General features: G+C 44.7%; 9 protein-coding genes and 2 pseudogenes. 9 read left to right on the plus strand and 2 right to left on the minus strand.

The annotated features are described in order from the left end of the window. Nucleotides 1–45: 45 nt before the first annotated feature. The 4 genes and pseudogenes from ABHN01_RS15060 (at nucleotide 46) to ABHN01_RS15075 (ending at nucleotide 3819) form a co-directional block, all read left to right on the plus strand. Nucleotides 46–1151: pseudogene (locus ABHN01_RS15060) on the plus strand (ABC transporter ATP-binding protein). Next, nucleotides 1141–1944, plus strand: a complete 804-nt coding sequence (locus ABHN01_RS15065; protein ID WP_429876221.1) for an ABC transporter permease — start codon at nucleotides 1141–1143, stop codon at nucleotides 1942–1944. The pseudogene ABHN01_RS15060 and the gene ABHN01_RS15065 overlap by 11 nt, the downstream one beginning before the upstream one ends. Beyond that, the gene (locus tag ABHN01_RS15070) at nucleotides 1945–2748 is read left to right on the plus strand and encodes an ABC transporter permease (RefSeq protein ID WP_429876222.1); all 804 of its coding nucleotides are present in this window, start codon (nucleotides 1945–1947) and stop codon (nucleotides 2746–2748) included. It abuts the gene before it with no gap. After that, nucleotides 2745–3819 (plus strand): annotated as a pseudogene (locus ABHN01_RS15075) (ABC transporter substrate-binding protein). The gene ABHN01_RS15070 and the pseudogene ABHN01_RS15075 overlap by 4 nt, the downstream one beginning before the upstream one ends. Before the next feature lie 178 nt (nucleotides 3820–3997). Here ABHN01_RS15075 and ABHN01_RS15080 read toward each other — a convergent pair. Both ABHN01_RS15080 and ABHN01_RS15085 read right to left on the minus strand, forming a co-directional pair. After that, entirely contained in the window at nucleotides 3998–6427 is a 2430-nt protein-coding gene (locus tag ABHN01_RS15080) for a M14 family zinc carboxypeptidase (protein WP_429876223.1), read from the minus strand. A 169-nt stretch (nucleotides 6428–6596) separates the two neighbouring features. Then, a complete protein-coding gene (locus ABHN01_RS15085) occupies nucleotides 6597–11300 on the minus strand; it encodes a CehA/McbA family metallohydrolase (protein ID WP_429876224.1) in 4704 nt (1567 codons plus the stop codon). A 245-nt stretch (nucleotides 11301–11545) separates the two neighbouring features. Between ABHN01_RS15085 and ABHN01_RS15090 the strand changes: the two genes are divergently transcribed. From ABHN01_RS15090 to ABHN01_RS15110, 5 genes are all read left to right on the plus strand, one after another. Continuing rightward, a complete protein-coding gene (locus ABHN01_RS15090) occupies nucleotides 11546–12850 on the plus strand; it encodes an alkaline phosphatase family protein (RefSeq protein WP_429876225.1) in 1305 nt (434 codons plus the stop codon). 52 nt (nucleotides 12851–12902) lie between these two features. Next, nucleotides 12903–14195, plus strand: a complete 1293-nt coding sequence (locus ABHN01_RS15095) for an MFS transporter (protein ID WP_429876226.1) — start codon at nucleotides 12903–12905, stop codon at nucleotides 14193–14195. Between the two features lie 92 nt (nucleotides 14196–14287). Beyond that, entirely contained in the window at nucleotides 14288–14440 is a 153-nt protein-coding gene (locus ABHN01_RS15100) for a YpzG family protein (RefSeq protein ID WP_082316169.1), read from the plus strand. Between the two features lie 73 nt (nucleotides 14441–14513). Continuing rightward, nucleotides 14514–14645 carry a hypothetical protein gene (locus ABHN01_RS15105; RefSeq protein WP_429876227.1) on the plus strand — a complete coding sequence of 44 codons (132 nt, stop codon included), beginning with the start codon at nucleotides 14514–14516 and terminating at the stop codon, nucleotides 14643–14645. A gap of 97 nt (nucleotides 14646–14742) precedes the next feature. Then, nucleotides 14743–14877 (plus strand): hypothetical protein, encoded by a 135-nt coding sequence (locus ABHN01_RS15110; RefSeq protein ID WP_429876228.1) that lies wholly within the window; start codon nucleotides 14743–14745, stop codon nucleotides 14875–14877. Nucleotides 14878–15051 lie beyond the last annotated feature (174 nt).

The following is a 15051-nucleotide window of genomic DNA, read 5'->3' on the forward strand; positions in this document are numbered from 1 at the left end:
GCGTCCATATATGGAAAAAAGTTAGATGAGGGGTTGAGGGTTGCCATGACGAACGAAATTATTCAATTTAGAAATGTGACAAAGCAATATGACGATGACCCGGCAGTGCTCGATAACGTCAGCTTTGAAATCGAGCGAGGAAAATTTTATACATTGCTAGGTCCTTCCGGATGCGGAAAAACGACCATTCTTCGCTTGATCGCCGGCTTTACCGAAGCCTCTAAAGGTGACATTTACTTTAACGGAAAGAAAATTAATGATGTACCTGCCAACAAACGCCAGGTGAACACGGTTTTTCAGGATTATGCTTTATTCCCGCATTTAAATGTGTTTGAAAATGTGGCGTTTGGACTGCGTATCAAAAAGATGAAGAACACCGAGATCCAAACAAAAGTAAAAGAAGCACTGAGCTTTGTAAACTTGGAAGGGTATGAAACACGTGAGATCCGTGATATGTCAGGTGGGCAGCGCCAGCGCGTAGCCATAGCAAGAGCCATCGTCAATGAACCTGAAGTGATCCTGCTCGATGAGCCATTGTCAGCCCTTGATTTGAAACTGAGGACCGAAATGCAGTATGAATTACGTGAACTGCAGCGGCGTTTGGGTATTACCTTTATCTTTGTTACTCATGACCAGGAGGAAGCTCTGGCGATGTCTGATGAAATCTTTGTTTTAACAAGGGAAAGATTCAGCAGAGCGGTACACCCATTGATATTTATGATGAGCCGATCAATCGGTTTGTAGCTGATTTTATCGGGGAGTCCAATATTGTTGAAGGCAGCATGATCAAAGATTATCTTGTTGAGTTTGTCGGCGGACAGTTTGAATGTGTCGACCGAGGATTGAATCCGGATGAGCCGGTTGAGGTTGTCATTCGTCCAGAAGATTTGGAAATTACAACGCTTGAACGAGGAAAACTGAAAGTACGTGTTGATTCTCAGCTGTTCCGCGGGGTCCACTATGAGATCAGCTGCTACGACATATACGGCAATGAATGGCTAGTCCATTCTACGAAAAGGGCAGCTGTAGGAGACGAAATCGGACTTTATTTTGATCCGGAAGCCATCCATGTCATTCGTTTCGGGGAGTCTGAAGCAGATTTCGACCGGCGTCTGGAAGCATATACCCATGGAGTTGTCCATGAACAATAAGATCACCCAGAATCTATACCTTTTGCCTTATGCGCTATGGATTGTTCTGTTCGTCATTGCGCCGCTTCTTCTCGTTCTTTATTATTCGTTCTTTGATATCGAAGGCCATTTCTCGCTCATGAATTACATGAACTTTTTTACGCCGGTTTACATGAAGATGGCCTTCAGTTCGTTCTGGTATGCGTTTTTGATTACGTTTATTTCTTTGATCTTTGCCTATCCGACCGCTTATTTGCTCACGAAAACCAAGCATAAGCAGTTATGGCTTCTATTGATCATTGTCCCTTCCTGGATCAACCTGCTCTTGAAAGCCTATGCTTTTCTCGGCATCTTCGGAACAAAGGGGATTGCGAACAGCTTCCTGGAAGCCATAGGTGTCGGATCAAAACAGATCCTGTTCACAGATTTCAGTTTTATTTTTGTATCAGTATATATCTTCATCCCATTCATGATTTTACCGATTTTTAACTCTTTAAATGAAATGAATCCTTCCCTATTGGATGCAGCCAATGATTTGGGCGCATCCAAATGGACAACGTTCCGCCGCGTCATCTTCCCGTTGACGATTAACGGTGTAAAGTCAGGCTGCCAGGTCGTATTTATTCCTGCACTCTCCTTATTTATGCTGACACGCTTGATCGCTGGAAACCGGGTCATCACCCTTGGAACCGCCATCGAGCAGCATTTTCTTGTCACCCGTGATTGGGGCATGGGATCGACGATAGCCGTTTTCTTAATTATAATCATGTTCCTGATCATGAATGTAACCGGGAACAGAAAGCGGGGGGTATAGATGGATAATAAAATAAACCCGATGTCGCGAATCTTTCTCGTGTTGATTTTCCTGATCCTTTATGCACCAATCTTTTTTCTCGTATTCTACTCGTTCAACAGCGGCGGTACGATGTACGGCTTCAAAAGTTTTACACTGGATTGGTACAAAGAGCTCTTTCAAGATTCACGTTTGCTGATCATCGTCATGAATACGCTGGTGATCGCTCTGCTTTCTTCTTTATTTGCAACGATTATCGGCGTATTCGGAGCACTCGGCATCCACAGCATGAAAAAACGGCAGACGAAGAACACACTGCTCTCCCTGAACAACGTACTGATCGTCAGTCCGGATGTTATTATTGGTGCCTCCTTCCTTATTTTGTTTACGATGGCGGGAATAAAGCTCGGCATGTTTTCCGTACTGCTGTCACATATCGCGTTCAGCATTCCGATTGTTGTCCTAATGGTTCTCCCAAAGCTGTCCGAAATGAGCCCGACTTTGATTGATGCTGCCAGAGACCTTGGAGCAAGCCGATGGAACGTACTGGCCAAAGTTGTACTTCCTTATATTACACCAGGAATATTTGCCAGCTTCTTTATGGCGCTGACCTATTCTATGGATGATTTTGCAGTCACGTTCTTTGTGACAGGAAACGGCTTCACTACCCTTTCTGTTGAGATCTACTCGCTGGCTCGCCGCGGAATCTCGTTGAATGTCAACGCGCTGTCCACCCTCTTGTTCTTGTTTACACTCGTGCTTGTCGTTGTATACTACTTTATTTCACAGCGCAACAAGCCAAACGGATGGGGGGTTAACAAATGAGCAAGCTTGTCCGTTTTTTCTTTGCGATTATTCTTGTGTCTGCCGTTCTCTTTTATACCGTCCATGAGCTGAATAACTCAGAAGGTTATTCAGGGCGCAACACATTAACGATCTACAACTGGGGCGATTATATTGATCCCCAGCTGATCAAACGATTTGAAAAAGAAACCGGTGTCAAAGTGATTTATGAAACCTTTGATTCTAATGAAGCGATGCTCACCAAAATTGAGCAGGGTGGAACGACGTATGATATCGCTATTCCATCTGAGTACATGATCGATAAGATGCGGAAGGAGCGCTTGCTCCATTCCTCTTGATCATTCAAAGCTTCCGAATCTGCATTACATTGATAAGCGATTCATGGACCTTCCATTTGATGAAGACAATAAATATTCAGTGCCGTATTTCTGGGGCACCGTCGGGATTGTCTATAATTCAAAAATGCTTGGAGGAAAGAAAATCACGAGCTGGAACGATCTGTGGGATTCTGATCTGCGGAACAAGATTCTTTTGATCGACGGTGCCCGTGAAGTCATGGGTATGGGATTGAACAGCATCGGATATTCCCTGAATGATACGAATCACAATCATTTGCATCAAGCGAAACGCAAGCTTGATCTGCTGACTCCTAACATTAAGGCGATCGTGGGGGACGAGAGCAGGCTTCTGCTTGAAAATGAAGAGGCTTCAATCGGACTTGTTTGGTCCGGAGTTGCGTCAGAAATCATGAGTGAAAACAAAAACCTGGAGTATACTGTTCCAAAAGAGGGCTCCAACTTGTGGTTCGATAACATGGTCATCCCAAAAACAGCGAAGAACATAAAAGCTGCGCATAAGTTTATCAACTTCATGCTGGATCCAAAAATAGCTGCCAAAAATGCAGAATCCGTCAACTATTCCACACCAAACAAAAAAGCCTTATCCTATATGCCAAAAGGAACGGTGAATGATGAGCGCTTCTATCCTTCGCCTGAACTGACCAGAAAGCTCGAGGTGTATGAAAACTTGGGCAAAAAGAACCTGGCATACTATAACGAGCTGTTCCTGGAATTTAAGATGCATAGAAAATAAAAAGAAGGTCAGCTGTTCGGTACAGCGGGCCTTCTTTTCTTACAACATAAATGAGCTCGGGATCACCATCATCCAAATTTTCTATAACAACTGTCAAATGGAGATGCCAATTATGCCATAGCTATAAAAGTCCAATAACAAAAAAACAAGCACCTTGCCGAAAAGGTGCTTATTTTTTCTATTTGCTGTAAACCGCATTAGAGAGCAGGCGGAATAGGTAATCGGTATGATCCCTGAAGACAGCTTCCAATCCCATTAAGGTGACATCCTTAGACTTGTCCTTGATGATCACAGCCTGTCCCTGAGCAGCCTGCCTGTTCTTCCAGTGACCGGCCGTAAAGAAGTCGCCTCCGTTTTTGAATGAAGCAGCGGTTTCATAACCGTTCGTATTGGTATACCAAACAGGTCCGTACACAAATCCGTAATCCGTTTGATGATATCCATTTGTTAAGTCAGTCGTACCGTAATTTACGTTTACAATTCCGTTGCTGTCAGGGTTGCCTTTATTGACCGTAACATTCGTCAGTCCGAGTGTTTTTGTGGCACTGGACGCTCCCGCCCCGATCGCGATGTACTTTCCGCCCCCCTCGACAAAATCCGTGAGATTCTTTTTCAAGGTTTGAAATTGGGCTTCGTTTTCCAAACCAAACTCTTCATTGGCTTTACTGTTTTTGTACGAGATCAAATTGGATGTTCCGTTATAGAAGAATACATCCGCAGCCCCAAGGCCTTTTGCTGCGAGGTCTCTTGGTGACAGCTCCTTTACAATGAAGCCCAGCCTCTCCAGGGCAAGCTTTGTCCCTGAGTGAGACTGTGTCTTCCCCATACCTCCATCTTTTAAAATGGTGATGTGCAGCTTCTTTATGTTTTGCGATCGATAAGGAATCGTTTCACTCTTGATTGTCAAACCGGACTGCCGAACGTATTGCATAAGGTTATGATTCCATTTTTCCTTGATGTAAAAAGAGCCGTCAGCTCCGCGTTTAACCCGGTACCCTTTGTTGATCAGCTGGTTGGCAAGTTGAACAGATTTTACTGAAGTGTTCGGTATTTTGTATGGCCCTTTTCCAATTAGTTTTCCTTCATTATGTGCTCGCTTTACATCCTGCAAGGAAAATTTAACGCTGCTTTCGGCCGGTACCTGTATGGCATCAAAGCCCCACAGTTCAGGGAGGCTCCATGCTGAAATGTCATACATGACCGGCGTTTCCTCTGTGATGTCTTCCCCATCCCAGAGCATGGTGTTAGCCAATCCTGCTTTTGCCTGGCTCATGTTCACGACATACGTTCCGGCAGGATAGGTCTTGCCATTAAATGTGAACGCTTTTTTTGTTTGGCTCACTTCAATATCATTTTTGATAAGGTGGCTGACCGCCTTTTCTGTAGCTGAAGCATCTGTTGGATCAGACGGGAGGATATAGGCCTTCGGGAAGAATCCTTTTTTATGGAACGGATGGTCAAAGTTGATGCCTCGTTTGAAGACTTCAATCTGATCTTTTACCATGCCGGATTTATTTTGGCTGGCGTAGGTAAGGGCACCCATTACCGCGTCATAATGCCACTTTACGCCATCCCAGTCATTGGTCGGCGTCTCAAGTGTATAGCCGTAAGATCCATGGTACATGGCATACATTGGGGTGAAGATCGGCGGATAATCGTCCCAGCCTGCCGTGTCATCACGCTGTGGTATGTAGGCTCCCTTCATGTTCTGGTAATCTACTTTTGATGTGGCCGTATTCGTGTTTTTATACTCTTTACGGTTGCTTACAATCTCAGATTCCATCGCTTTCGCCTGGTTCATTGCCCATTTAGAGAATAGATCATATTCGTAGTTCGGATTATGAGGAGGTGTACAAGGCTCGATTAAACCTGGTCTATCCGGGCCGCCATAGTTTTTCACATAGCCATGAAGATCAAGAAAGACCATAGGGTTCCACTCTTTGATGAGTGACACCATCGCTTGAGTTTCCGGCTGAGACTGTGTAATGAAGTCTCGGTTTAAATCGATACCGCTGCCGTTAAAACGGGTTGCGTAAATCCGGCCATCCGGATTGGCTACCACATTAAAAATAAGAATCTGATTCTTTAGGATTCCTGCCGTCTCGGGGTCATTGCCTTTTGCAAACCGCTCAATGAGCTGCAGCACGGCATCTGAGCCGGCAAATTCGGTGCCGTGGATGGAACCGTTGATCATGACAGGCACCTTGACGTCAGGATGTTTGTCGATAAAAGCCTGTGCCTTTTCCGGATTCTTAAACATTTGTTTTCTCAGTTTCTTGTAAAATCCTAATTGCCCTTTTGATTTTTCGTCGGCGATTATAACCACATACATATCTTTGCCATTCGCTGATTTTCCGTATTTCGTGACTGTCATCCGGTGGCTTTGCTTCTGAATCTTGAGAAGCTGCTGGCCGATCTGTGAGTATTTCATAAAGTTGTAGTTCTCGCTGTTGAATAAGCTACCGTCTTTTTCTTTCTGTGTTTCAAATGCGTTTACGTTTTGCCATTGTGGTATTGCTTTTCCCGGTGATGCTGCCCCAGCTGCATCCGGTGCTGCAAGGATACTGAACCCCATCAGACATGCCGCCGCCTGTTTCTTCCATCTCATCCTCAATCTCCCCTTTTCCAATAAACTAAATTTTCAATATATTCATAGTATAGTATGTTTATTCGACCATTCATCTGCAGAAAGCACTAATTTGTGTCGAATAAATGCATAAATGGTGCCAGGCACTCGAATTACACACATGTGTAATTCGAGTGCCTGGCACCATTCTTTATTTAAGGAGAACCGGCCTTTTTAATGTGTCATCCCACTTCCAAACCTTATCAAAGTTCCATCCCAGTCCTTCTTCAAAGGTTCGCTTTTGAGCCAGCTCATTTTGATTTTTCCCAAGACCTTTTTCGTTGTTCCCACTTTCCGTGGGTATTCCTTCCTTGTTTACAGACATGGCTGCATCGGCAAAGTTATTCACGAGTGTGGCTTTTTCTCCTGCCAATACCCGGCCGACGATTCGGTTTGCAGAAACTGGAGTATTCACAGACGGATTTAACGCGATGCTGTTCTGGATCGTCGTATCGTTGTAGCCATAGCCGCTAAGACCACCCGCATTGCTGCTTCCTGCGGCTACGTTGCCTGCTGCATAGACATTTTTTGTAACACTTCCTCTGTTTGTAATACCAACAAGGCCTCCCGCTTGTTTTCCGTCAGCTCGTACATTCGCTTGAGAATAACTGTTCTGGATGACTCCATTCGAATACCCTGCCAAACCGCCAATTGTATTGCCGCCAATGATGCTGCCTGTCGTATAACTTCTATCGATGGTCCCCTGATTCAGGTTGACGAGAATTCCTGCTTGCGGTGCACCGGATTCACCTTTGACATCGGCATCTATAATCCCGATGTTTTTAATGATACCGGCATTGATATGGAAGAGAGCACCTTTCGTTGTTTTCATATTTTTTATCACATGTCCGTGCCCATCAAATGTACCAAGGAACGGTACATCCGCTGCCAGCTGTTTTGCAGCTGTATCCTCAAAGTCTAAATCTTTACTTAAGCTATAGTTCTCTTTCGGAAACCGATCCATCTCTGCCAGATCCTTTATGAAAGAAATTACATACGATCCGCTTTCGTTCTTTGGAAGATCGGGCTTTGTTCCACTTCCTTCCGAAACGGCGTTCTCTTTGTTCTTTTGCAGAACCGGACGGCCCAGCATATCATCCCACGTCCAGGTTTGGTCGAAGTCCCATCCCAGACCCTCTTGATACGTTTTTGGGTCATTTATTTCTTCCTGGCTTTTACCAAGCCCTTTCTCATTGCCTGCATGTTCTGTCCCTACGCCTTCTTTGTTTACGATCAAATTTTTATTGGCAAAATTGTTCGTTAATGTGGCTTGTTCCCCCGCCAGCACTTTAGCAACAATCCGGTTTGCCCAGCTGATCGTAATCACGGAAGGGTTTAACGCTATGTTGTTCTCTATCACGGTATTGTTATAGCCGTAACCGCTTATTCCGCCTGCATTGCCTTCTCCTGCAGTTACACTGCCTGTTGAATAGCTATTTTCTGTCAAACTTCCTCTGTTTGTGATACCGGCTACTCCGCCCGCCTGTTTCTTTTCGGCCTTTACTTTTGCGGTGGAGTAGCTGTTTCGTATGATTCCGTTTGAATGGCCAGCGATCCCTCCGACGGTGGCTCGTCCTGTAATGGAACCCGTCGTATAAGAGGAATCAATGGTTCCATTATTTGTGTCTGCGAGTATCCCCACGTCGTTCGAGGCTACATTAATCTTTGCATTTAATACAGCCACGTTTTTTATGGTGCCGTTATTGATTCTGAACAGGCCAGCGCCGCCATCGGATACTGCCTTTACTTCTTTGATGGAGTGCCCCTGTCCGTCAAATACTCCGGTAAAAGGCGCGTCGCCGGAACCGATGGCTTCAACCACCTGCCCTCCGCCTTCGATATCTTTTGTCAGAGCAAAATGTTTATCAGGGTAATACTTGATGTTTTCAAAATCTTTGATACTGTCAATTTTATACGGATTCTGTGCCGTTCCTGCTCCATCCATTGCTTTTCTGGCCACCACCTCCGGAACGAGAGGGTTGCGGTCCTTCAAGTTATCCCATACATAAACCTTCACCGTATTTTGATCCGTAAACTTCAGCCCATGCTTGAACGTGATCATTTGCTCCCTGCCCAGGTGCTCCAACTTTACCGTTTTTGTTTGAAGGTCAAGAAGTTTGGTGCCCGAAGCATCATATTTTGCCGCACCGATCGTCACTTGATCGGGAGCTCCCGGATAATTGAGAAGACCTGCACCTTTGAGTATAGTATCTTTAATATCAACGCTCGTTAAGGCAAAATAGTTTTTTGGCTGTCCAATGGCAAACTCATCAATAACCGTCCCTGCATTGTTGTATGCCTTCACCTTCAATTTCTGCTGATCGGCTTCTAAAACCACGCCTGTTTGTACGTTGTCATCATAGACGATATGGTCCCACCAGTAGGATTCATTGCCATAAAATTTTGGGCCTGAGGATCCCATCGTTACAAAGGTGGTACCTAAATCCATCGATTCCTGCCGGTTGTCCATTTTCCCCGTTCGGACCGTCGTGCGCTTATAAACGTGATCATGTCCTCCAATATAAAGACTGATTCCCAACTGCTCGGTCAGCTTTGAGATTTTTGCCCGCGCAGTGCTTACCCCAGGATCATCACTGTGAGAGGCGCCATAATAAGGAAAATGACCCATTAAGATCTTCCACTTCTTTTCTGTAGCACGCATATCCTTGGCAAGCCAGGTTAACTGTTCATCCGTAAAATTCATGGAATTGATCACGGCGATATGTGCGTCGCCATAATCAAAAGAGTAGTTGGTTTCTTTGTAGTTGCCTTCTCCGTTTTCAGGCAGATTAAAAAAATGGGAAAACGTACTTCCGTCCGGGTCGCCCTTCACTTCATGATTTCCTACCATATTGGCCGACATTAAATGAAGATCCTTATAAATATAGCGTGTAGCCTCATCCCATTTTGACTGGTATCCCCCGTAATCGACGAGATCTCCAACCTGCATCATCATTCTTCCTCCAGGGCTTTTTTCCGTCAGCACGCCGAGCATGTCGTTGAACAGCTGAAAGCTCTTTGGATTACCATCCGGAACTTGAAGATCTCCCATCACATACATTGTTTTTTTCCCTGACGCAGTAGCAGTTTCAAAGGAAAATTCCTTGCTCCATGGGCCATGTGGTGTCATACCGAAGCGATATTTATACGTGGTGCCGGGCTTCAGACCGGCCAGATCGCCTTCATGAGATGCTAACGTGCGGTAGTTGGCAGTATCCATGTCGTCTCCATAAGCCGATTCAAAATAGGATACTTTGGTTTTTTTAATTCTTGCTTTTTTGGCCGGCAGGTTGGCAGGACTGTATTGCACAAACGCAGAATGGAGTGCTTCATCAGCTACAAGGGTAACGCCAGCTTCACTTTCTTTTGCTCCTATGCTGACTGTCGGCTGAAACTCATTGAGAAGCTTGCCGCCATCAAGAGACTTTTCACTGATGGTGATTCGCTTTAGCAATACACGGGTATTGCCTTTTGAATCTGTGGTTTTGTATTTGACAAAATATTGGCCGTACTCCCCGATTGTAAAGGTATTGTTTTCAACTTTCACTTTGCCTTTAGAATCAAAGACTTCGACGTTTACTTTTGGCTTTTCACCACTGTCATCAAGTGCTTCTGCATGGGGAACAGAGATTTCATCGCCTAGTTTTGCGTTTGCGGGGAGGGTCCCCTTCATTTTGATCCGGGGAGATGAATCAGTTCCTCCCGTTGTTTCCCCGACCCATATCGGTGCACTGATGATCTCATCATTATCTTTTTGAAACACCCGCACAAAGAAATAGTCACCATCATGTGCCGGGAAAGATTCATCCAAATTAAAGACCGTGGCGCCAACAGCATATTCTTTTACAATCGCTCCATTTTTTTTATAGATCACTGCTTTTTCAATCGTGTCCTGTTCATCCGGATCTTTAAGATTCATATGTATGTTGACCGATTTTGTATCTTTCGAAAGGATGGAACCCATCATTTTCCCGTTGGCAGAGTATGTAAGTTCAAAATTTTCATCAAATGAACTGTAGGTTCGGCGGTTCGTCATCGCCTCATACATCGCCTTCCGCGTTGGTTCCTTGGCCCACATGCCTGTAAGATTTGGAGTACTGGCACCCCAATTGCCTGTATGTTCATCCCCGCCATAAGTCGGCGAAATATGCCACCCCTTATTTAATGCAGCAATATAGGTTGGAAAGCTTGCAGAATACTTGTACTCCATTAAATTGATTTGTTTATCGACATCTTTGTTATAGTGTGCAAAATGAAAAAAGCTGCCACTGTCGGTTCCTGGATGGTTAAACTGGGCGATGGCTTTTGGGTCCTCTGCAAGCCGGGCGTAGAAAGTAGGCAGATCATATTTTATGTTCCCCATCCCAAAATCCTCTGGAGCTCCCTTGCCGTACGTGCGAGGAAACCATTCGGTGTTAAACAGGTTCATGTGCCCCGCCCCATCATACCAGGTCACTTCTACACCCGGGAGAGCAACAAGATCCTTGCCGTTTGCTTTATTCGATTCCTCATGAAGCTGTTTATATTCGGCAGAATATGAATCTTTATAGCTTTGTAAATAATCGTTGTTTGAACTTACATCAAACGTCACATCATGCTCGGTAACTCCATAAAAATCCAGATTGGTATGTTCTTTTACGAACTGATAAGCATCCTTTGGATATTTGATTCCATCACTTAATGAGGTGTGGGTGTGCAATTCACCAGTATACAATTTCAACCCAAGATGTTCAGCGCGGTCTTTTTTTTCCAAAGGATCCTCTGCTGATACGGGCAAAGCTTGAAAAAGGAGCAACACTCCAAACCAAAAGGCTAAACCGTTTTTAACCACGTATGCATTGTTTAAGAATTTCATCTTCTCCCGTTCTCCCTCTTTTTCTTTTGATAAATTTTAAATACATCAAGAAACAGTCGTCCGGTTTAAGCAGTTTAACCTTTTTAACACCTGATGCCTCTATTAGGCTGTGGTTTAACCGTAGCATGGTAATTTATTCCTAATATTAAGGACATGTAAAAATTTAGAAAAAGATCAACAACCATTCTAAAAATATCTGTTATGATTTACCTATAAATCTTAATGTTTACGCTGGAGGCTTAAATATGAACCGACTTACGGACCATTTAATCGTCATCTCATTCGACTGTCTTTCTGCATTGGACTTCCCGATGCTGAAAGAGCTTCCCCACTTTTCTGAACTCCTGCTAAACGGTGCCTACTGCAAGAACGTAGAATCGATCTATCCGTCAGTTACCTATCCATGCCACGCCACGATCGTGACCGGAAACTATCCGCACAGACATGGCGTAGTGAACAATACCTATCTTCAGCCTGGCCGCCTGTCCCCTGACTGGCATTGGCATAGGCACCACATCAAAGGGACAACTCTATATGATGAAGCGAAAAAAGCGGGAATGAGGACAGGAGCCTTATTATGGCCTGTTACGGCCAAGGCTGAGATAGATTACAACATGCCGGAGATTTTCGCCAACCGCCCTTGGCATCATCAGATTCCTGTTTCTTTATTCAACGGAAGTATCGCCTATCAGCTTGAGATACACCGGCGTTTCGGCTCGATCAGAAACGGACTTAACCAGCCTGAGCTTGATGATTTTGTCCTGGAATCCGCCGTTCACACTATACAAGCAAAAAAGCCCCATCTATTGCTCGTCCATTTCACTGACCTGGATACACAGCGGCATTATCACGGCTTTTCTTCCGAACAAGCGATGGCAGGTCTCCGCCGGCACGACGCTCGGCTCGGCCGAATGGTAAAAGCACTCAAGGAGATCGGTATTTACAGTCAATCGACGATTGTGGCACTCGGTGACCATAGTGCCCTTGATCACTCCGTTGCCATCCAGCCGAATAACTACTTCAAAGAACAAGGACTGATCACCGTTGACCGAAGAGGAAAGGTAACCCATTGGAAAGCCTACTGCCATAGCTGTGACGGTTCGGCATATATATACATTAGAGACAAAAATGATAGGGAAACCAAACACTTCATTCAAGAATGGCTTCAGGAATTGTTACACGACGGGCGCAACGGGATCGAACAGGTGCTTACGGGAGATGAAGCCGGAGCCCGAGGTGCGGATGCCCGCTGCGATTTTATGCTGGAAGCCCGGAGAGGCTTTTATTTTAAAGAATCGCTGTACGGCGGTTTTCTTCATCAAATTACAGCTGAAGATGTGAAGGCAAAGCGCTACACCTGGGGTTCCCACGGCTACTCTCCAGAGAAAGAAAACTACTGTACATTCTTTGCTGCTGCAGGCAAAGGAATCATCCAGCAAGCCATTCCGTCCATGCGCCTTATTGACGAAGGGCCGACATTTGCCCGTCTTCTTGGACTGCATTTAGGAAATACAGACGGAACAGTGGTTGAAGGATTATTAGCGGTCTAAGGAGAATTAAGAGGCGAAAAGAAGAAATACAGGAATAAAAGGGGATAAGAGGATGAAGCATTTCTCAAAGGAAGAAAGCAGCTGGATATTCTATGATTGGGCTAACTCAGCATATTCCATTATCATCACAACGGCTGTGTTTCCGCTTTTTTATAAAGCCGCTGCTATGAAGGCAGGAATCAGTGCTTCTGATTCTACTGCTTACCTGGGCTACACGATTGCCATTGCTACCTTTATCCTGGCCATTCTCGGACCGATTCTGGGAACGATCGCAGATTACCAGGGGATGAAAAAAAATTTTTTTACGTTCTTCTTCGGGCTGGGTGTCATTTCAACTGCGCTTCTTGTTATAGCTCCAAGTGATCAATGGCTCATTCTTTTAATCATATATACGGTGGCAGCTCTCGGCTTTAATGGAGCTCTCGTGTTCTACGATGCGTTTCTTATCGACATCACCACGGAAGATCGAATGAATCGTGTTTCAGCCCGCGGCTTTGGGTTAGGGTATATCGGAAGTACCATTCCTTTCCTGATCAGCATCGCCATTATTATCCTTGCACAAAAAGAAAGGCTTCCCTTCTCCACTACTGCCGCCAGTAAGATTGCCTTTCTCATCACCGCATTCTGGTGGGCGGTGTTTACGATTCCCATGTTTAAAAACGTTCACCAGATCTATTATGTGGAACAGGAGCCTTCACCTGTTAAGAACAGCTTTATACGACTGGGAAAGACATTAAAAGAAATCAAACAGTATCGCCCTCTTTTTCTGTTTCTGCTCGCTTATTTCTTTTACATTGATGGGGTCGGCACCATTATTTCCATGTCAACAGCTTATGGAACAGATCTGGGGATCAGTTCAACGAGCCTGCTCATCATTTTGTTTGTCACACAAGTCGTGGCTGCACCTTTTGCCATTCTGTATGGCAGACTTGCGGAAAAGTTCACGGGTAAAAAAATGCTTTACGCGGGAATTGCCGTTTATATCATCGTCTGCATCTATGCTTATTTTTTAAAAACAACGCTCGATTTTTGGATTCTCGCCATGCTCGTCGGTACTTCTCAAGGCGGTATCCAGGCGTTAAGCCGCGCTTATTTTGCGAAGCTTGTTCCTAAAAAGAACGCCAATGAGTTTTTCGGTTTCTACAATATTTTTGGCAAGTTTGCTTCTATCCTCGGTCCCTTATTGGTCGCTGTGACCGCTCAGGTCAGCGGAAATTCAAGCAGCGGGGTGTTCAGCCTGATCCTGCTCTTTATTATCGGCATGATTATCCTTGCGTATGTACCTGAAACAAGGGCGGATGCAGTGGATCAGTTCGATGAAAAAAAGCAGACAAAAATAACATAAATTCCCCATGTTCCACGCATAATAATCGGGATATTCAATGAATATCACCCTTGTTTCTTAGGGTTCACTCTTAACGGATGAGGTGAAAAGCAATGAGTTACAAAGATCATTTAGATCCCCACTCAGGTAAGTTTCACCACAATTGGACGAGGCCGAAACGTTCAAAATCTCAAGTTAATGGACATACTGAAATGTCTCAGAACAACATTATCCTGAGAAGCAACGCTAAAGCCCACCACTGGTAAGGATTGCGAATAAGAAACACAAAAAAGAAGGCCCCAGCGCCTTCTTTTTTGTGTTTTCCAGCATATTAAAGGATTGAAGCTTCATACAGAAAGAGGAGATCTGGACCTCTATCATCTTCGAAGAACGGATGTGGCAGTTGCGATACATGATTATGAAGGGTTGTTTGTATGGAGAGGCCAGCCATTCTATATGAAGGGCTATTAATTTTGGCATGTCCAAGCAAACACTAGAGATCTCCATAACATAATAGAGAGAAGAGAGACACTCTTTTCTCTATTATCAATTATAGGGGATGAATCGAATGTCAAGCAGAAACAGAAAAAGAGTCAAATGCCGAGTAGTAAGAAGAAGGCGTACAAGCGGAGGCAGCCGTGTTGTCGTCCTTCGCTGCAGGATTAAGAACAGAAGAAGAGACCGAAGATCCAGTTCCTTTTAATCTTTAAGGTGTCATCCAAAGGATGACACCATTATTTTTGCCTTCCAATAAACCGGGCAAAGGAAGAAGAATGAAGGACGGCTAACCCCCAACTGGGCGGCTACTGATCCAAACACGTTCATATGATCGAACCCGAAACTGGCGGATGAAAACTAAAAGGGGCTGTCCAATAAG

It is taken from the genome of Fictibacillus sp. NRS-1165, from assembly GCF_050468105.1.
GTDB classification, from domain to species: Bacteria; Bacillota; Bacilli; order Bacillales; family Fictibacillaceae; genus Fictibacillus_C; species Fictibacillus_C terrinigri.

Coding starts and splice junctions, on each gene's coding strand:
- ABHN01_RS15065 (WP_429876221.1), top strand. CDS start 1,141: ATGAACAATAAGATCACCCAGAATCTATACCTTTTGCCTTATGCGCTA.
- ABHN01_RS15070 (WP_429876222.1), top strand. CDS start 1,945: ATGGATAATAAAATAAACCCGATGTCGCGAATCTTTCTCGTGTTGATT.
- ABHN01_RS15080 (WP_429876223.1), bottom strand. CDS start 6,427: ATGAGATGGAAGAAACAGGCGGCGGCATGTCTGATGGGGTTCAGTATC.
- ABHN01_RS15085 (WP_429876224.1), bottom strand. CDS start 11,300: ATGAAATTCTTAAACAATGCATACGTGGTTAAAAACGGTTTAGCCTTT.
- ABHN01_RS15090 (WP_429876225.1), top strand. CDS start 11,546: ATGAACCGACTTACGGACCATTTAATCGTCATCTCATTCGACTGTCTT.
- ABHN01_RS15095 (WP_429876226.1), top strand. CDS start 12,903: ATGAAGCATTTCTCAAAGGAAGAAAGCAGCTGGATATTCTATGATTGG.
- ABHN01_RS15100 (WP_082316169.1), top strand. CDS start 14,288: ATGAGTTACAAAGATCATTTAGATCCCCACTCAGGTAAGTTTCACCAC.
- ABHN01_RS15110 (WP_429876228.1), top strand. CDS start 14,743: ATGTCAAGCAGAAACAGAAAAAGAGTCAAATGCCGAGTAGTAAGAAGA.